Raw genomic sequence first — 17,685 nt, 5'->3', positions numbered from 1 at the left:
CAAGAAATTTATTTTGGGGAGAACGGCGATGCATTCACTGGAAGATCGTGCCAGGCGCTATGCCACCAAAGCGCACGCAGCAGCAGGCCAGCGCCGCAAATATACCGACGAACCCTATATCGTTCATCCGGCCGCCGTCGTCGAGCTGATCCGTAGTGTGGGTCACAATGAAGCGATGCTGGCCGCCGCCTGGCTTCACGATACCATTGAAGATACACCAGGCACGCTGAGTGATATCCGCACGCATTTCGATGATGAGGTGGCAACACTGGTTGAGATGCTGACAGATAATCAACTGCCGGAAGTGACAAACCGCGCAGCCCGAAAGGTTGCTCATTTTCGTCACAGCGCGCAGATCTCAGCGGAGGCGCAAACCATTAAACTGGCAGATATCATTGATAATACCCGCTCGATTATTCAGTTTGATGCCGATTTTGCCAGCGTTTATCTGGTGGAGAAACGCATGCAAATATCACTGCTCAGGAAAGGCGATACTACGCTGTTGCAGCAGGCGTCAGGCATTATTGAGCGCAGCATCAACCAGCTCACCCAGGCACCTTATCACATCCCCGTTAGCTGGTTTACACGTCAGCAGCAACAATACGCGCTGGCAGACTGAGCGAGATGATAACGGCAGAAAACCGCCTGTCAGGACTGCTTATAGAAAATATCGCCAGACTCAGCCTTGATGATTTTGCCATCTGCCTTGCTGTAGAGCACATAGTTTCCCCCCATATAAGTCCAGCTGGTGCCTTCGTCAGGCTCAGAAAGATTACGGGTTTTCCAGTCAACGATTTCATATTTTTTAGTGCGGTAGCGATCGGGTATAACGCTTCCAATGGTGAAACGCTGGAAATCAGCAAAAAAGGATTTTATTTCATAAGGGTTGGCCGGATCGCGTTGCTCTTGTACATCGCTATTCGGATTCTGCATTGCCTGAGCCTGGGCACCCGTCGACGAGCCTTTTGGCGTATCCGGGTTTGTTGCTTCCGGGTTACCAGGACTTTGATCGTCCACACCTGCTACGGGAGCGGTAACAGCGGGTGCAACCTGCTCACCTTCAGCACTGGCGATAAGGGGTACCGCACCCATTAGCATAGCGGTGATCAAAACATACGTTGACTTACTCATAGTGTCTCCAAATTGCACAGTGCCTTTTACGGGCATATTCGCTGAATTCTACAAAATAATCCGGCGCTTTTTTACTATTTTGCCTCATCAAAACGCCGGGAATGCAATGCTGAACATTTCGCCATTGAAAATAAAGCGTTTCCGGCAGGAAGATACACAAAATTTAAAAAAACAGAAATGTGCCTGACGCGCGAGGCCGTTTGGCGAAACGCCATCGTATCCGGGTGAGACAATGAAGACAAATCGCGACAAAGGGGATGTAAATAACCCGGTTTCCTGCACCGGAAACCGGGCAAACGCTAGCGGGGATTAAACCAGCGCGTCTTGAGATATTTTACTGCCTCTTCAGTTTGAGGCTGGGTTAAGTAAGCCTGTCTGAATAATATTACCCCGGAGACTTCCGGCAAACTGTCGTTGAGATCTAACTGCCTTTTCAGCTCAGGTACGCCGCCAGAAACGGTCCAGTCCGGTTCGTTTTTGGATGGCGTCCCGACTTTGTAAAGCGCCATACCGATGTAAAGCCGGGTCGGCGTGTCCTTCACTGCATCCGACCACCATTTTACCAGCACGTCGTAGCGGGCAATCTCACGGCCCACCGGCCAGTACAACTGTGGCGCAATATAGTCCAGTAAACCTGATTTTACCCACTGCCGGGTATCCGCATAGGCGCTGTCATAGGCAGGCGCTCCCGCTTTGGTGTCGGACCCCAACGGGTCGTCCACTTTATTTCGCCAGACGCCTGCCGGGCTGATACCCAGTTCAACATGCGGCTTCAGCGCCCTGACCGCTGCCGAAACCTGCTTTATCATTAAAAGGGTGTTATTCCTTCTCCATTCTGCTTTCTTCGAAAACGCTTCACCATACTGACGATACGTAGCGTCATCCTGAAGCGGTGACTGCGGCGTTTCATAATAGAAATAGTCATCGAACTGAATCCCATCAACGGGATAATTCTTAACCACCTCCGTCACCACGCTGGTGATCCAGTCGCGTACCTCAGGTAAACCGGGATCAAGCACAAAGCGGTCGCTGGCGGTACGTATCCAGTCAGGATGAAGCGCATAAACGCTGGCAGGTGACGTGCTTAACGTATTTTGCAATACCGCTGCGGTTTCTGGTCGGGTATCCATAGAAACACGATAAGGGTTGAGCCAGGCATGAACCTTAATCCCGCGTTTATGGGCCTCGCTTAATATAAACGCGAGCGGATCGTAGCCAGGGTCTTTACCGATGCCCCCTGTCAGCACGGCAGACCACGGCAAAACAGAGGAATGCCAGAGCGCCGTTGCATCAGGCTTGATCTGGAAAAAGACCGTGTTAATGCCGGTTTTTACCATCTCATCCAGCGCGTCAGTCAACGCCTGTTTTTGCATGCGGATCCGGTCAGTTTCCGTTGCGGCTGTCAGCGATGCCGCAGGCGGCCAGTCCAGCCCAGCCACCGTGGAAAGCCAGACGCCCCGTACAGGCGGGGGCGCTGAGGGCAGCTCAGGTGGCTGAGATTTATGCGCACAGCCAGCCAGCCCCAGCAGCCCCACAGCCACAACCATGCAAAATATTCTTTTCGCTATATAAAACATACTTTTCCTTTATTAGTATTGCTTCTCAGGTTTGACGATATTGCTGAATCAGCGCGTACGCGATGGACTCGGTTTCCGCATCGGCATTCCCACTGATATCTGTAGGCCGGAAATGCATCTGGAACGCAGCAATATTTTTACGGGTTGCCTCATCAAGAATGCCATGTTGTGGAATCTGGTCATAACCGTATTGCTTAAGTAATAACTGAATATTTTTAACCTCCGCAGGTTCCAGGGCCGCGCGGCCAGCAAGATACTGGCTCACCGCTATTGGGTCAGGCCAGGCACCGATACCCATCGCCGCCAGCCGTTCCCAGGGAAAGAGTTTTCCCGGATCCTGCTTTCTGAGTGGTGCGATATCAGCATGCCCGATGACGTTATCTGGCGTTATCTGATAGCGGTGAATGATATCTTTCGCCAGGGCCGCAACCGCAGTGATTTGCTTTTCACTGAAAGGATACCAGGTGCGCTGGCCATTTACATCATCAGTAAAACCCGAATTAACAATTTCAATACCAATGGAACTGTCATTCAGGTTACTCCTGCCATTCCAGCTACTTACACCAGCATGCCAGGCTCTTTTATTTTCATCAACCAGTTGTAGCACGACCGGTTTTCCATTTTTCATCGCTGGCTCTTCAGGAATAAGATAATGGGCGCTGACATTGCCCTGCGTAAGCTCTTTCAGAGATTGTTCATCATTCAACGCCGTATAATGCATGACAAGAAAACGCACCCGTTCATTCTGTCCTACTGCTGTCGTTGTCTTGTTAGCGAAATACCCCGCTCGCTCTGCTATTTTCATTGGCTGTGTGGCACATCCTGTCAGGGATATTGCCAGTCCAACTATTGCGAGATTTCTTTTTATTTTATCAAATCGTGAAAAAAATATATCCTGCTGCATAAGTCAAAGCTCCTTTTATCATCTCCGATAACACTTTTCCAGACGTCATTATTTTTATCATCATATGTGATTTATATTCAGAATAAAACAACCATGAACTTCAGATAAGTTAAAAGTCAGCATGAGATAATAATGTTAATGAAATAAGTCTTTATTTCTCTCTCATGGATAAGCAATGTTTCTGTGTAATGGCTCATGGCAAAAAAAGAAACCGACCTCCTTTCGGTATTATTGCGCCGGATAAACGTATGGAATTGTGCTGCATTTTTGCCGTTGCCGCACCGCCGGAAGCTGGCGGCATGAGCTGCGTGATCGTGCGGTTGCGGACTTGTGATTTTTCAGGAACACCTGGCTACAACACATCAAAAAATGCCAGAGATAACGGCATGCGGTGCGGATATAAAGTCATCTGGAGGCAGGATATTCCGGGATAATAGCGATTTTCCGCAAATAATAATATATTCATCAGCACCGGGGGCCGTCACTGATATTTCAGGAATCAGGGTTAATTTGAGAAATGAATTAAAACAGTAAAACAAATAAAAACTAACACCTCTATTAATAGCATAAGAAAATTAACTAAACTTTAATCTCAGATGCCATTCAGAGAAAATACCTTTTGGCGTGCGTACAGCGGTGCATTGCTTAATGCCCGGTCATTGTCATACGCCGCAGGAAAACAGAAAAAAGCACAATACAAGGCCATGTCGATAACACCGCGTCTGGGGTAATTTTAATTTTTTCACGCGACACTTATTGTTATTTACTCATGTGAAAAAGGCCTGAATAGCAGCACCATACTCTCTTTTATGCCACACCTTCTACAGCAAGGACCCGCATTGACCGCCAGTGTAATATAACCGCGCGAAATAGTGCTCCATTTTTGGTCAGCACATGAAGAGTAAAGCATCAACGCTATTTTCTCTGCCTGAGCGCGCGGCATCAGCCCTGGATATAATGACCTTACCCAACATGCCACCTGGCAGTAAGCCAAAGATGTAGCGGTATCAGGCTCGGCCATTCAGCAGTCTGCTGTAGTACAATGAGATTACCGTATGTCAGAAATGGCAGGCTTAAACCTATCAGGCGCAGAAATTTATTCTCTGCATCCGGTGATCGGTGAAAACATCGCTTATTAACCCTAAACCTTATTCACGCTCCGGGGCGCGTTTTCAATGGCTCAGGCATACCTGACATTCTGGTCTCCTGGTGACAGCAGAATGTCCCATTTTGGCCTTACCGCTGCATCGCGCTTCTGCCATCATGGCGTAACCCCGGTTTTCAAGAGGTCTGGATATGCCAGCATCGGTACTTTTAGTCATTGACGCCCAGCCATCTTTTTACCATCGTGGTTATCAGCAAGCCGCAGAAACGCCAGCGTTTGAACAGCGTCTCAGTGAACTGATTGCTGGCTGCCAGCAGCACGGCATTCCGGTTGTTGATGTGTTCCACCCTGAAGCGCAAGGCCCCTTTTCTCGGGCATCAGGATGGGTGAAGTGTCCGCCCTTTCTTACTCATCAGCCGGCAAACAGCGTGTACAAGCGCGTTTATAATGCCCTGACCGAACCCGGTCTGGAACCGTGGCTCCGCGAACGGCAGGTCAATCACCTGATTATTAGCGGCATACGCACTGAACAATGTTGCGAAACCACCGCGCGGGTGGCATCCGACCCTGGCTATCGGGTGACGTTTTTTACCGAAACTACCCTGACATTTCCCATCACCCATAATAATCTGACACTCAGTATAGACGACCTGGGTCACCGCACTGAAAGTGTGCTGATTCATCGCGTTACCGATATTCGCCGCATGAACGAGTGTTTAGAGGAACTGCCCGGGGGCACCTTTTCACTGCGCTATATTGGCCCGAACGAAAAGATCACGACGTCCACCGATATGACGTTAGCGACATTGAATCCCTCCCGGAAACACTGCGCGACGGCAGCCTGCTGGTGATCCCGGGTGTGTCTGATTCCGGTATCTGGTTCGACACGCCACAGGCTGTGCAGGTTAGCCATTGGCTAATGCGTATGCAACCGGCCATTCACGCCAGTCAAATTACCTTATTTTGCATTTGTTTCGGTTCCATTCTGGCGGCGCGAAGCAGCCTGCTGCACGGTTTTCAGTGCACCACGCATCACGAAGTCATCCACCAACTGAAAGCCGCGGAACCCATGGCGATGGTGAAAGAAAACCAGATATTCGTCGAAGATCGCGGAATATGGAACAGCACCGGGCTCGACCTGTCACTGCCCCTGATCAATCGCCTGTGCGGCGTTCAATGTCGCACGAGAAATGGGGGTCTGGTTTCGCCGTTCAGGAGAAGACCCTCAGCTGTCGCCGTGGCTGCGCTATCGTGACCATTTGCATCCGGCTATCCACCGCGCCCAGGATTTGCTGACTGAACCGCTAGAACAAAGCTGGCCGCTGGAGGAACTTGCTGCCCGCACGCACGTCAGTGGCGTCATCTGGCACGCTTGTTCCGGCTGCATTTGGGCATCAGCGCCAGAGAATACCATCAACAATTCAGGGTGGCGATTGCCCAGCAGGGGGAAGGCATGGAGAAAGCAGCATTATCAGCGGGATTCTCCTCTGCCCGCCAGCTTCGCCGCGCGCTAACACGCTGGCCACATAGCAAAACTTCAGCAGAGCCTCAACTGACATAATGACGCGAATCCAGACGCCTCAACCCCACCGCCAGCAGCAGGCTGCCCAGTAGGGTGAGGGAAAAAACCAGCGGAATATCCAGCCACGGACGGCCCCTATCATCGAGATGATCCGTACGGATAAAATGAATAAACAGCGCATGAAAACCATAAATCGGTAAGGAATAGCTGGAAATCGTTGCCAGCAGCGGCAACGGGCGCTGGTTGAGCGTGTTTTTAAACAAAATCAGCAGGCTGACGGCAGCAATCAATACCGCTGGCCCACAGTACACGTATCAGGTATCGGCAAATGCGCCGTTTATTGCCATCTGCTGGCGGGTCCCGACGGCAATCACCGCCACGCGCACAACAAAGACGCCCCCGGCCAGCCAGCTCACTCCCTGCCTGCCTGCCTGCCTGCTGGTGTCAGGCATACCGACTGCGCGGCCAAACAAGGCATAAAGAACGTAATAAATACTGTCACCACTCAGCCAGAGATTCAGCGGTAGCCAGTGCAACGCCCCCACTGACCGATCAACGTTATCGGGATTGGCAAACACCACCAAAATCAGCGTCACCATAACCAGATAGCCCGCCTGTACCGACCTGACCTGGATCAGCGGTGAAAGCAGGTAAATGAGAATGATGGCGAAGAAAAACCACAGATGGTAGAACACCGGTTTTTGCAATAAGTAATGCAGAGACTGCCCGGCATTAAGGGGCGTCAAGCCAGTGGATATACGCCAGGGCAACCGCACTGTAAAACAGCAGGCACAGCATAATCCGCAAAAAATGGCACCCCTTAGCGCTGCGTTCACCAAAAAACAGATAGCCAGAAATCATAAAGAAAATGGGCACACAAACCCGTGAGGCAGAATTCAGCACATTCGACACCTCCCAGCAGGACAGGCCAATGGTGGTGCCACGAATCACATACCAGATGGTGGTATGGATCATAATGACCATCAGGCAGACCACCGCACGCAAATTATCTATCCAGGCAGTCTTTTCCTTCATCACTTTTCCTGCGCGTGTTCTCCGTGGCTATGAGGGTAGCTTTCCGGAAATTATTCGACAACATAAGGCGTCATCGATCGCTAAAGATAACGACATGCCACGCTATGCCAACTTAGCCATGACATCGGGCTGACTATCCGGCGGTCAAAGGGTATACTGACGCCCACTTTTAAAACTGCTTCGCGTGCGAATTCAACATGCAAAAGTTTGATACCAAAACATTTCAGGGGCTGATCCTGACTCTTCAGGATTACTGGGCACAGCAGGGTTGCACCATTGTGCAGCCGCTGGATATGGAAGTGGGCGCGGGAACTTCTCACCCAATGACCTGTCTGCGCGCAATTGGCCCGGAGCCAATTGCTGCCGCCTATGTGCAACCGTCACGCCGTCCAACCGACGGTCGCTATGGCGAAAACCCGAACCGCCTTCAGCATTACTATCAGTTTCAGGTGATCATCAAGCCCTCCCCGGACAACCTTCAGGAGCTGTACATTGGCTCCCTGAAAGAACTGGGAATGGACCCGACCATTCATGATATCCGCTTTGTGGAAGATAACTGGGAAAACCCAACGCTGGGCGCATGGGGCCTGGGCTGGGAAGTCTGGCTGAACGGTATGGAAGTCACCCAGTTCACCTACTTCCAGCAGGTTGGCGGTCTGGAATGTAAACCTGTTACCGGCGAAATTACCTACGGTCTGGAACGCCTGGCGATGTATATCCAGGGGGTGGACAGCGTTTACGATCTGGTATGGAGCGACGGCCCGCTGGGCAAAACGACCTACGGTGATGTTTTCCACCAGAACGAAGTGGAACAGTCGACCTACAACTTTGAACACGCTGACGTTGATTTCCTGTTTAGCTGCTTTGACCACTACGAGAAAGAAGCGCAAAGCCTGCTGGTGCTGGAAAAACCGCTGCCTCTTCCTGCTTACGAGCGTATCCTGAAAGCGGGTCACACTTTCAACCTGCTTGACGCCCGTAAGGCAATATCCGTAACCGAGCGTCAGCGCTACATTCTGCGCATTCGCACCCTGACCAAAGCCGTGGCTGAAGCCTACTATGCGTCCCGTGAGGCGCTGGGCTTCCCGATGTGCAATAACAAGAAATAAGAGGCAGCTATGACTGAGAAAACTTTTCTGGTGGAAATCGGCACCGAAGAGCTGCCGCCAAAAGCGCTGCGCAACCTTGCCGAATCTTTTGCCGCCAACCTGACCGCCGGGCTGGATGCCGCTGGCCTCAACCACGGTGAAGTAAGCTGGTACGCTTCGCCGCGCCGCCTGGCGCTGAAAGTGGCCAGCCTGAGTACCGCCCAGCCGGATCGGGAAGTGGACAAACGCGGCCCGGCTATCGCCGCCGCATTTGATGCTAACGGCATCCCAACCAAAGCCGCAGAAGGCTGGGCGCGCGGCTGTGGTATCACCGTCGACCAGGCCGAGCGCCTCAGCACCGATAAAGGTGAGTGGCTGCTGTATCGCGCCCAGGTCAAAGGCGCAAGCGCAAGTGCTCTGCTGCCGGCGATGATTGACACGGCACTGGCAAAGCTGCCGATCCCTAAGCTGATGCGCTGGGGGGATTCTGACGTGCAGTTTGTCCGCCCGGTACACACCGTTACGCTACTGTTGGGGGATGAAAGCATTCCCGCTACTCTGCTCGGCGTTCAGTCTGGCCGCACCCTGCGCGGTCACCGCTTTATGGGCGAGCCTGAATTTACCATCGACCATGCCGATCAGTACCCGCAGATCCTGCTGGAGCGAGGCAAAGTTCAGGCGGATTTCGGCGCGCGTAAGTCACAGATTAAAGCTCAGGCCGAGGCCGCTGCACGCGAGATCGGCGGTATTGCCGATCTCAGCGACAGCCTGCTCGAAGAGGTGGCTTCCCTGGTGGAATGGCCGGTGGTACTCACGGCAACCTTCGAGGAACGCTTTCTCGCCGTACCGGCTGAAGCACTGGTTTACACCATGAAGGGCGACCAAAAATATTTTCCCGTCTATGATGCGGCGGGCAAATTGCTGCCAAACTTCATCTTCGTCAGCAACATTGAGTCGACAGATCCTCAGCAGATTATTGCCGGTAACGAGAAAGTGGTGCGCCCACGTCTGGCCGACGCAGAGTTCTTTTTCAATACTGACCGTAAAAAGCGTCTGGAAGACAATCTGCCACGTCTGGAAACCGTTCTGTTTCAGAAAGAACTGGGCACCCTGCGTGATAAAACCGACCGAATTCAGGCGCTGGCGGGCTGGATTGCCGGGCAGACTGGTGCAGACGTTAATCATGCGACCCGTGCGGGCCTGCTGTCCAAATGCGACCTGATGACCAATATGGTGTTCGAGTTCACCGACACCCAGGGCGTGATGGGGATGCACTATGCACGCCACGACGGTGAAGACGAAGACGTTGCCGTCGCCCTGAACGAACAGTATCAGCCGCGTTTTGCCGGTGATGATTTACCCTCAAGCCCGGTGGCCTGCGCGCTGGCTATTGCCGATAAGATGGATACGCTTGCCGGGATCTTCGGTATCGGTCAGCATCCGAAAGGTGATAAAGATCCGTTCGCGCTGCGCCGTGCCGCGCTGGGCATACTGCGTATTATCGTTGAGAAGAATCTGCAGCTTGATTTGCAAACCCTGACCGAAGAAGCCGTGCGCCTTTACGGCAGCAAACTAAGTAACGCCCAGGTTGTTGATGAAGTGATCGACTTTATGCTGGGCCGCTTCCGTACCTGGTATCAGGAAGAAGGCCACAGCGTGGACACCATTCAGGCGGTACTGGCGCGTCGTCCAACGCGCCCGGCGGATTTCGATGCGCGTATGAAGGCGGTCTCTCACTTCCGCACGCTGGAAGCCGCAGCCACGCTGGCCGCAGCCAACAAACGCGTTTCCAACATTCTGGCCAAATCCAGCGAACCGCTGAATGAGAGTGTTCAGGCTTCGTTGCTTAAAGAGAATGAAGAGATCCAACTGGCGACCTATGTATCAGCACTGAGCAGCAAGCTGGCCCCCTGGTTTGCCGAGGGACGCTATCAGGATGCGCTGATCGAGCTGGCGGAACTGCGTAGCGCGGTGGATAACTTCTTCGAGAAGGTGATGGTGAATGCAGAAGACCGCGACATCCGCATCAATCGTCTGACGCTACTGGCAAAACTGCGCGAGCTGTTCCTGCAAGTGGCTGATATTTCGCTGCTACAGTAAAAACAGCAGCAGTGAGTGTGAGCCGGACGGGCGGATGTGAATCCGCCCGTTTTTTATCCCTGCATGAACACCACCTCCTATGGAGGTGGTGTTCATGCAGGGATAAAAATGGCAATGTCAGTACACAGTAGCAAAGATAAACATTATCGCTGGCATGATATTTTGCCACGTCACTGGTTAACGTATGCCCGACATCTTGGGATAAATAACGAACTCGTAAAGGGCTGACTGGCATGCTGTATTGCACAGGTGCCTGCCAGCCTGGAAAACGTCATACTGCACCTTCCCCACTATTTTGAACCTCAGGTAGCAGAAAATATTACAGCTGGCGTGCTGGAAACGGTCGTGCGCTATCTCATTATCAGCCATACCTTTTTGATCTTTATCTGCCAGATAAATGGAAATACTAAAATGGGGCGCAGGCCGCACAGACAAAAACATCATGCTGGAGGCATGCCACAGCATGATTAATATTCTTCATGTCGGCACTGCCGATTCCCGTATCCTCCTGCACAGACTTGAACTATTCTTTCAGGCGCGGTACTGACCGCCTATATTTGCCTCAAGCCCTTCTATTACAGGAGTTACTTCCAATGACGACAGGAATTTCGCGCGTCTGGACACGTTTTTTCGTGCCGGTTCTCGCACTGTTTTTAGTCTTTCAGCTAACCGGCTGTGGCGACAAAGACGCCGACCAGCGCAAAGCATTTATCGATTTTCTGCAAAATACCGTGATGCGTAGCGGTGAACATCTACCCAACCTGAGTGAAAGTCAGAAGCAGAATTTCGGCAATTACGTCAAGGACTACGCCATCCTTTATGATTTCTCACAGCAGGTAAACCGTGCGGTAGATTCCGGCATGAAGCCCGTGGTGGATGAATTAAACGCTATTCGCACGCCACAGGATTATCTGACCCATCGTGATTCACTGCGCCAGACCAGCGGCTCCCTTGGCGTATTGACACAGCAGATTCAGACGGCGAAGACTCAGGCAGACGGCAGCAAGGCGGCGCTGAAGCAGCCAGAAGACCTGAAAACGGTCTACGACAGCGTTTATAACAAAGTGGTCACGCAACCGGCCAACGCACTGCAACCTCTGCTTCCGGGTCTGCAAACATTGAGCCAGGCAGCGATACAAGCCGGGGATTTCCTGCAACAACAAGGAACTCAGGTAACATTTAATGGCCAGACTATCCAGTTTCCCAATCAGCAGCAGGCGACACACTACAATACGCTGATGAGTACCATTTCAGCGAATGCTCAGGTACTGAACCAGGCGCAAAGTGCGCTACAGGGCGGATTCCAGTAATATCCAGGTGCCGGAACAATCCGGCACTTTATTCCTTCCCTTCTCACCACTGCTTTCGTGCCCACCGCGCTTTATCCGTGCTGCAGCAGGCTGGTGTCAGAATCATTGTTTTATCCAGCGGTGAATCAATCCGCGTCATTGTTGATAAAAGCGCTCTGGCAAAATAATAAACATTAAGAGCCTGTTCCAAAAAGGAGTTATCGTACAATGCATCCCGGTAATATCTGAGGGCAAAGTATGGCAGGCAGCAAATGGGGTCCTGTCGCATTAAGTAGTCATCAGGTAACATGCTGTTTTTTTGTGATTTTACCTGCCCATGTCTCCGATCCTGACATCCTTCAAACGCCCGCACTATCCCGCCGACATAAACGTGCTGTGGGGGGCCACTGGCGCATGGACGAAACCCACATCAGGGTCAGAGGGCAGTGGAAATACCTGTACCGCGCCGTCGACAGACCGGGACAGACCATCGACTTTTTGTTGACCGCCTGGCGTGATGCCGCCGCGCTGCGTTTCTTTCGCAAGGTTATCCGTCACTACGGTGAACCTGAAGTGGTGACGATCGCTAAAAGCGGCGCCAGTACCGCCGCCCTGGCAACGCTCAATGCCGACAAACCCGCTGAGGAAAACATCACCGTCAGGCAAAGCAAGTATATGAACAACTTAGTTGAGCAGGATCACCGCAATATCAGACGCCGGATACCAGATGCCGGGATTTAACTTGTTTCGCCGTGCACAGACGCGGCTGGCCGGCATCGAACAGCTCCACATGATACGCAAAGGACAATATCAACATCCACAAAGTGATGGACTGTCCCCGCGGAACAATTCTGTTTGCTGGCTGCCTGAAAAACAGGCAGCAGCCTTTCTGCCGGTCCACTGCCGTTAATGCGACAGAACCTTTGCCTGTCTACTTCCGTTAATTGCGGCAGCGCCAATTAACGCCCTTCGGACAGATAATCATCTGGAACAATTGTAGGTATAGTGTTGCTACGTGAGAAATTATGCGGAATATTGTCAATATGGCTTTCAGGAGCGAGATCGCTCTGTGCTGGAGCAGCACCACCATGGTATGTCCTGATAATCTCAGCATCATAGCGTCTCCCCAAAGCTACCCAATCACGCATCCGCTCTAAACAGGCAATGTGGTTGGACAAGACTGAACCTTGTTGTCTTTCTATGGGATCTAAAGAACCATTTTCCATGTTATTAATGTTGGTTTGTAAAATATCCATTTCATGGTCAGTCTGTCGATTGAGACGGTTCGCGGCGACTCGTATATTTATAAATTCATGTGTGTCAAAAGGTCTGTGTCCTTGTCGAGCGTCAAGCAGTGGATTGAGATGCGCACGAATATCACTGACTCTCGATATAATATCATTCCCTGGCCTTATAAAGTCTGCAACGGCTGAGTGATCTTCGGGCAATCCTTGCTGCCTGCCCTGAATAACGTTATCAGAATGGTTGTTACCCCGAGTTTCTCTAACACTGATATGACCACAGCAAGAAATATTTCCCATAAAAAGCCCTTTTCCACATAGTTATTAATGTACGTGTTTGTATGTGTAAAACTGGCTGTTATGGTTCCGTTTTTTTTGTGATGTTATGCCCATGTCTCCGATCCTGACATCCTTCAAACGCCCGCACTATCCCGCCGACATGATTACCCGGTGCGTCCGCGGGTATCTGGCCTGTGCCCTGAGCCTGCGTAATCTGGAAGAAATGATGGCGGAGCGCGGTACTGTCGTTGACCCTTCCACACGCCATCGCCGGGTCATCCGTCTGGTGCCGTTACCGGACAGGGCATTTCGCCGGCATAAACGTGCTGTGGGGGGCCACTGGCGCATGGACGAAGCCCACATCAGGGTCAGAGGGCAGTGGAAATACCTGTACCGCGCCGTCGACAGACCGGGACAGACCATCGACTTTTTGTTGACCGCCTGGCGTGATGCCACCGCGCTGCGTTTCTTTCGCAAGGCTATCCGTCACCACGGTGAACCTGAAGTGGTGACGATCGCTAAAAGCGGCACCAGTACCGCCGCCCTGGCAACGCTCAATGCCGACAAACCCGCTGAGGAAAACATCACCGTCAGGCAAAGCAAGTATCTGAACAACTTAGTTGAGCAGGATCACCACAATATCAGACGCCGGATACCAGATGCCGGGATTCAACTTGTTTCGCCGTGCACAGACGCGGCTGGCCGGCATCGAACAGCTCCACATGATACGCAAAGGACAATATCAACATCCACAAAGTGATGGACTGTCCCCGCGGAACAATTCTGTTTGCTGGCTGCCTGAAAAACAGGCAGCAGCCTTTCTGCCGGTCCACTGCCGTTAATGCGACAGAACCGTAAAGGGCAGATTAGCGATGAACTCCGGGACAAAATCGCTCCGCTTATCCCGGAACACAAAACCGCCACCCTCCGGGTACGCGCCGAAAACGTGTTGATAATCGGGTCGCAATGAACGCCATTTTCTTCGTCCCCAGCACAGCCTGTCAGTGGAATGCACTCAATGCCACAGGGATAGGTTCATCAGCTTCTGCGCACCGACGCTTCCGGGAACGGAGAGACGCAGGTGTCTTCGGGCGTTTCTGGCAGAACGGATCACTGGCCTGTGGACACCCCGGACTGCTCATGGATGGCGGTATGACAACATCACCGCTGCCCGGGACAAAAAAACAGGACGCAACCCCACGGACAGAGGGAAACAGGGCGTAAAGCCCAGTCTGATGACAGATACCGGGGGGCTTCCTCTGTCACGGGGCGTCGCAGCAGCAGACAGGCATGACATCAAACTGGTGGCGGACACACCCGGTGCTCTTCAGGCGGGATGCCCGGGGCAAAAAACCGGACTCTGCCCGGACAAAGGCGACGAAGCACCCGGGCTGAAAACAGACCGGTTGAGCCGTCGTGACGAACCTTATATCCCGCCCCGTAAAGAGGAATGAGATGCCAGTAAAACCACGAACTTCAGTGCCCGTCGCCGGGAGGACGCGCAGCCGGATGAACCGGTTTCGCCGGGCCCTGACCCGACGGGAAAAGACATCTGAGAATGACGGGGTCCTGTTGCATTTTTCCTGTGGTCTTATTGTCTGGAATAACGTTCTGTTGAGACAGGCTATTAACCTGGTTTTTATTACGAGCTGTGGACATTGTCGCCACCCACCAAAAATTTGAGACTTCTTCAGTACTGGTAAATCACTTTCCTCTTACGGATAGCGGAAAAATACAATAGTGGCTAAAAAATAAAGAGATATTAAAGAAAAATATAATGTCCCACAGGAAGACAGCGATCGAAGTTTCAGCGTAATTTTCTGGAATTTCGGTGATGGCTACCAAGAAGAGGGAAAATATGACAGGCTCTGTTTTGATGATATGCATACAAAAGAAAACTGCATTGAAAAAGATCCGGTTTTTTCCGTCAGCAACAGCAGAAACAGGGGAATCATTTTTACCGTCTACGACGGCACCTGGCATGTAAAAGAAAGCGGTGAAATTATCCGCCTGCAGGATGAATAATCGATAAGCTTATCCAGAGGGCCTGATACCATTCAGCCGTAGTAGCCCGCCTGGCAAAATAGTCAGCCAGAATAGCGACTGCTGTAAAATAGAGTGGTCCACGCTTTCGGCAAGGAAAAAATAATTTGTGACAATAGTCACATGTCAATCAAAAACACCCAATCACAAAATGTGATTAATATCACAAAAAATCCGGCATTTTATTTATCAACACGCGTTAATCAACCTTTATTTGTGCAAAATTGTGATTAACATCACTATCCACCCCCCTGTTTTACGCCATTAAAGGTGATTTCAATCACATTTCTGTGACCGACTACGCAGCTGAAAATTCGCGTGATAGAGTCCGCCTGCATACAGCGATATTGGTGGTAATTTTCGCCATCCGTTCCTAAACAAAAATCAACGCGCGCACTTATTAGTCAGCGCGTGCTAATAAGGGGTGCCTTTTATGTCCTCATCAGATATCAAGATCAAGGTGCAAAATTTTGGTCGCTTTCTGAGCAACATGGTGATGCCAAACATTGGGGCGTTTATCGCCTGGGGGATTATCACCGCGCTGTTTATTCCTACAGGCTGGTTGCCAAATGCCACCCTGGCAAAACTGGTTGCCCCGATGATCACCTACCTGCTGCCTCTGCTAATTGGCTATACCGGGGGTCGGCTGGTCGGTGGCGATCGCGGTGGCGTGGTGGGTGCCATCACCACCATGGGCGTCATTGTGGGTGCCGATATGCCGATGTTTCTTGGCGCAATGATTGCCGGTCCGCTGGGTGGCTGGGCGATAAGAACATTCGATCATATGGTTGACGGTAAAATCAAAAGTGGCTTTGAAATGCTGGTCAACAACTTCTCTGCCGGGATCATCGGCATGCTGTTGGCCATCCTCTCTTTTCTGGCGATTGGTCCACTGGTGGAAGGGCTGTCGCACCTTCTCGCCACAGGTGTTAATGTGATGGTGCAGAATAACCTGCTGCCGCTGACCTCTGTCTTTGTGGAACCGGCAAAAATCCTGTTCCTCAACAATGCCATCAACCACGGTATCTTCTCCCCACTGGGCATTCAGCAGGCCAGTGAAGCAGGCAAGTCAATCTTCTTTTTGATCGAAGCCAACCCAGGTCCGGGTATGGGCGTGCTGATGGCCTACCTGTTCTTTGGTCGCGGCAATGCTAAACAATCCGCAGGCGGTGCGGCTATCATCCACTTCCTCGGCGGTATTCACGAAATTTACTTCCCGTACGTGCTGATGAACCCGCGTCTGATCATCGCGGTGATTCTGGGAGGCATGACTGGCGTGTTCACCCTGACCATGTTGAACGGCGGTCTGGTATCACCGGCATCCCCCGGCTCTATTCTGGCCGTGCTGGCGATGACGCCAAAAGGTGCTTATTTCGCCAATATTGCCGCGATTGTCGCCGCGTTTGCCGTCTCCTTCGTGATCTCCGCCATCCTGCTAAAAACCAGCAAGGTTAAAGAGAAGGAGGATATTGAAGCAGCCACCCGGCGCGTCAATGAGATGAAAGCACACGCAAAGGGCCAGGCCAGATCGGCTGATACCCGGACCAGCGACCTTAGCCATGTGCATAAAATCATCGTCGCCTGCGATGCCGGTATGGGTTCAAGCGCCATGGGTGCCGGCGTACTGCGTAAAAAAGTCAGCGATGCGGGTTTGGACGATATTTCTGTGACCAATACCGCCATTAATAACCTGCCGGGTGACGTGGACCTGGTGATCACGCACCGCGACCTGACCGAGCGGGCGATGCGCCAGGCACCTCATGCCCAGCATATTTCGCTGACCAACTTCCTCGACAGCGCCCTTTACAACGATTTGACCGCGCGTCTGACAGACGCGAAACGCGCTGCCGGACACCGGGCAAAGGCGTCTGCCGCGCCGGGTGACAGCGAGGATAACGGTCAGGCACAGCTGTTCAGGCTGACCGCCAGCAATATCTTTCTTGGCAATCGTGCCGTGGACAAAGAGCAGGCGATCCGCTTCGCCGGTGAACAGCTGGTGAAAGGCGGTTACGTGGAACCGGAATATGTGCAGGCGATGCTGGACCGCGAAAAACTGACGCCAACCTATCTGGGCGAATCCATCGCAGTGCCACACGGCACCATTGAAGCCAAAGATCGCGTACTGAAAACGGGTGTGGTGTTCTGCCAGTACCCGGAAGGGGTGCGTTTTGGTGAGGATGAAGATGAGATTGCCCGTCTGGTGATCGGCATCGCCGCACGTAATAATGAGCACATCCAGGTGATCACCAGCCTGACTAACGCGCTGGATGACGAAAGCACCATTGCAAAACTGACCCGCACCACGGACGTTCAGGACGTGCTGGATCTGCTGTCAGGTAAACCCTCAGCCTGAGCAGAAAAACATTGATAC

12 protein-coding genes and 6 pseudogenes are annotated in these 17,685 nt (G+C 52.0%); 13 read left to right on the top strand and 5 right to left on the bottom strand.

All coding sequences use genetic code 11. The features are described 5' to 3' along the window. The first annotated feature begins 28 nt into the window (after positions 1-28). Complete coding sequence (locus LU633_RS00360) at positions 29-619, top strand: HD domain-containing protein (protein ID WP_016193025.1); 591 nt, start codon at positions 29-31, stop codon at positions 617-619. Between the two features lie 29 nt (positions 620-648). Here LU633_RS00360 and LU633_RS00355 read toward each other — a convergent pair whose 3' ends face one another. The 3 genes from LU633_RS00355 to LU633_RS00345 form a co-directional block, all read right to left on the bottom strand. Then, entirely contained in the window at positions 649-1,131 is a 483-nt protein-coding gene (locus LU633_RS00355) for an RcnB family protein (RefSeq protein ID WP_016193026.1), read from the bottom strand. A 299-nt stretch (positions 1,132-1,430) separates the two neighbouring features. Next, positions 1,431-2,708: a glycoside hydrolase family 10 protein gene (locus LU633_RS00350; protein WP_040465910.1), complete on the bottom strand. Its 1,278-nt coding sequence runs from the start codon at positions 2,706-2,708 to the stop codon at positions 1,431-1,433. A 25-nt stretch (positions 2,709-2,733) separates the two neighbouring features. Continuing rightward, a complete protein-coding gene (locus LU633_RS00345) occupies positions 2,734-3,612 on the bottom strand; it encodes an N-acetylmuramoyl-L-alanine amidase (protein WP_016193028.1) in 879 nt (292 codons plus the stop codon). A gap of 188 nt (positions 3,613-3,800) precedes the next feature. Between LU633_RS00345 and LU633_RS00340 the strand changes: the two genes are divergently transcribed. From LU633_RS00340 to LU633_RS00330, 3 genes and pseudogenes are all read left to right on the top strand, one after another. Then, complete coding sequence (locus LU633_RS00340; protein WP_016193029.1) at positions 3,801-4,046, top strand: hypothetical protein; 246 nt, start codon at positions 3,801-3,803, stop codon at positions 4,044-4,046. 862 nt (positions 4,047-4,908) lie between these two features. Next, a pseudogene (locus LU633_RS00335) lies at positions 4,909-5,445 on the top strand (cysteine hydrolase family protein); the annotation flags it as partial. Further along, a pseudogene (locus LU633_RS00330) lies at positions 5,422-6,278 on the top strand (GlxA family transcriptional regulator). The pseudogenes LU633_RS00335 and LU633_RS00330, both read left to right, overlap by 24 nt. Here LU633_RS00330 and LU633_RS00325 read toward each other — a convergent pair. Then, positions 6,266-7,274: pseudogene (locus LU633_RS00325) on the bottom strand (acyltransferase). The pseudogenes LU633_RS00330 and LU633_RS00325 sit on opposite strands and share 13 nt — an antisense overlap. A gap of 197 nt (positions 7,275-7,471) precedes the next feature. Between LU633_RS00325 and glyQ the strand changes: the two are divergent. The 4 genes and pseudogenes from glyQ to LU633_RS00305 form a co-directional block, all read left to right on the top strand. After that, complete coding sequence (glyQ, locus tag LU633_RS00320) at positions 7,472-8,383, top strand: glycine--tRNA ligase subunit alpha (protein ID WP_016193032.1); 912 nt, start codon at positions 7,472-7,474, stop codon at positions 8,381-8,383. A gap of 9 nt (positions 8,384-8,392) precedes the next feature. Continuing rightward, positions 8,393-10,462 (top strand): glycine--tRNA ligase subunit beta, encoded by a 2,070-nt coding sequence (gene glyS, locus LU633_RS00315; RefSeq protein WP_016193033.1) that lies wholly within the window; start codon positions 8,393-8,395, stop codon positions 10,460-10,462. Positions 10,463-11,055: 593 nt separating this feature from the next. Next, the gene (locus tag LU633_RS00310) at positions 11,056-11,772 is read left to right on the top strand and encodes a DUF3053 domain-containing protein (RefSeq protein ID WP_016193035.1); all 717 of its coding nucleotides are present in this window, start codon (positions 11,056-11,058) and stop codon (positions 11,770-11,772) included. A gap of 357 nt (positions 11,773-12,129) precedes the next feature. After that, a pseudogene (locus LU633_RS00305) lies at positions 12,130-12,621 on the top strand (IS6 family transposase); the annotation flags it as partial. An 89-nt stretch (positions 12,622-12,710) separates the two neighbouring features. Here the strand turns inward: LU633_RS00305 and LU633_RS00300 are convergent. Further along, on the bottom strand, positions 12,711-13,292 hold the full coding sequence (locus tag LU633_RS00300) for a hypothetical protein (protein WP_016193039.1): 582 nt from the start codon (positions 13,290-13,292) through the stop codon (positions 12,711-12,713). A gap of 91 nt (positions 13,293-13,383) precedes the next feature. Between LU633_RS00300 and LU633_RS00295 the strand changes: the two are divergent. The 5 genes and pseudogenes from LU633_RS00295 to LU633_RS00280 all read left to right on the top strand — a co-directional run bounded on the left by LU633_RS00295 (position 13,384) and on the right by LU633_RS00280 (position 17,667). Continuing rightward, positions 13,384-14,073: pseudogene (locus LU633_RS00295) on the top strand (IS6 family transposase). Between the two features lie 39 nt (positions 14,074-14,112). Further along, a pseudogene (locus tag LU633_RS00290) lies at positions 14,113-14,888 on the top strand (IS5 family transposase); the annotation flags it as partial. Between the two features lie 34 nt (positions 14,889-14,922). Further along, the gene (locus tag LU633_RS26030) at positions 14,923-15,012 is read left to right on the top strand and encodes a DUF943 family protein (protein WP_252120233.1); all 90 of its coding nucleotides are present in this window, start codon (positions 14,923-14,925) and stop codon (positions 15,010-15,012) included. Between the two features lie 20 nt (positions 15,013-15,032). Further along, positions 15,033-15,296 (top strand): DUF943 family protein, encoded by a 264-nt coding sequence (locus LU633_RS25670; protein ID WP_325175742.1) that lies wholly within the window; start codon positions 15,033-15,035, stop codon positions 15,294-15,296. 451 nt (positions 15,297-15,747) lie between these two features. Continuing rightward, positions 15,748-17,667 carry a PTS mannitol transporter subunit IICBA gene (locus LU633_RS00280; RefSeq protein WP_016193044.1) on the top strand — a complete coding sequence of 640 codons (1,920 nt, stop codon included), beginning with the start codon at positions 15,748-15,750 and terminating at the stop codon, positions 17,665-17,667. Positions 17,668-17,685 lie beyond the last annotated feature (18 nt).

It is taken from the genome of Erwinia tracheiphila (assembly GCF_021365465.1).
Taxonomy (GTDB): Bacteria; Pseudomonadota; Gammaproteobacteria; order Enterobacterales; family Enterobacteriaceae; genus Erwinia; species Erwinia tracheiphila.
This window is presented reverse-complemented; position numbering and strand designations above follow the sequence as displayed.

What these genes read in the sequence shown, in the direction of transcription:
- LU633_RS00360 (WP_016193025.1), top strand. Translation starts at nt 29, where the DNA reads ATGCATTCACTGGAAGATCGTGCCAGGCGCTATGCCACCAAAGCGCAC.
- LU633_RS00355 (WP_016193026.1), bottom strand. Translation starts at nt 1,131, where the DNA reads ATGAGTAAGTCAACGTATGTTTTGATCACCGCTATGCTAATGGGTGCG.
- LU633_RS00350 (WP_040465910.1), bottom strand. Translation starts at nt 2,708, where the DNA reads ATGTTTTATATAGCGAAAAGAATATTTTGCATGGTTGTGGCTGTGGGG.
- LU633_RS00345 (WP_016193028.1), bottom strand. Translation starts at nt 3,612, where the DNA reads ATGCAGCAGGATATATTTTTTTCACGATTTGATAAAATAAAAAGAAAT.
- LU633_RS00340 (WP_016193029.1), top strand. Translation starts at nt 3,801, where the DNA reads ATGGCTCATGGCAAAAAAAGAAACCGACCTCCTTTCGGTATTATTGCG.
- glyQ (WP_016193032.1), top strand. Translation starts at nt 7,472, where the DNA reads ATGCAAAAGTTTGATACCAAAACATTTCAGGGGCTGATCCTGACTCTT.
- glyS (WP_016193033.1), top strand. Translation starts at nt 8,393, where the DNA reads ATGACTGAGAAAACTTTTCTGGTGGAAATCGGCACCGAAGAGCTGCCG.
- LU633_RS00310 (WP_016193035.1), top strand. Translation starts at nt 11,056, where the DNA reads ATGACGACAGGAATTTCGCGCGTCTGGACACGTTTTTTCGTGCCGGTT.
- LU633_RS00300 (WP_016193039.1), bottom strand. Translation starts at nt 13,292, where the DNA reads ATGGGAAATATTTCTTGCTGTGGTCATATCAGTGTTAGAGAAACTCGG.
- LU633_RS00280 (WP_016193044.1), top strand. Translation starts at nt 15,748, where the DNA reads ATGTCCTCATCAGATATCAAGATCAAGGTGCAAAATTTTGGTCGCTTT.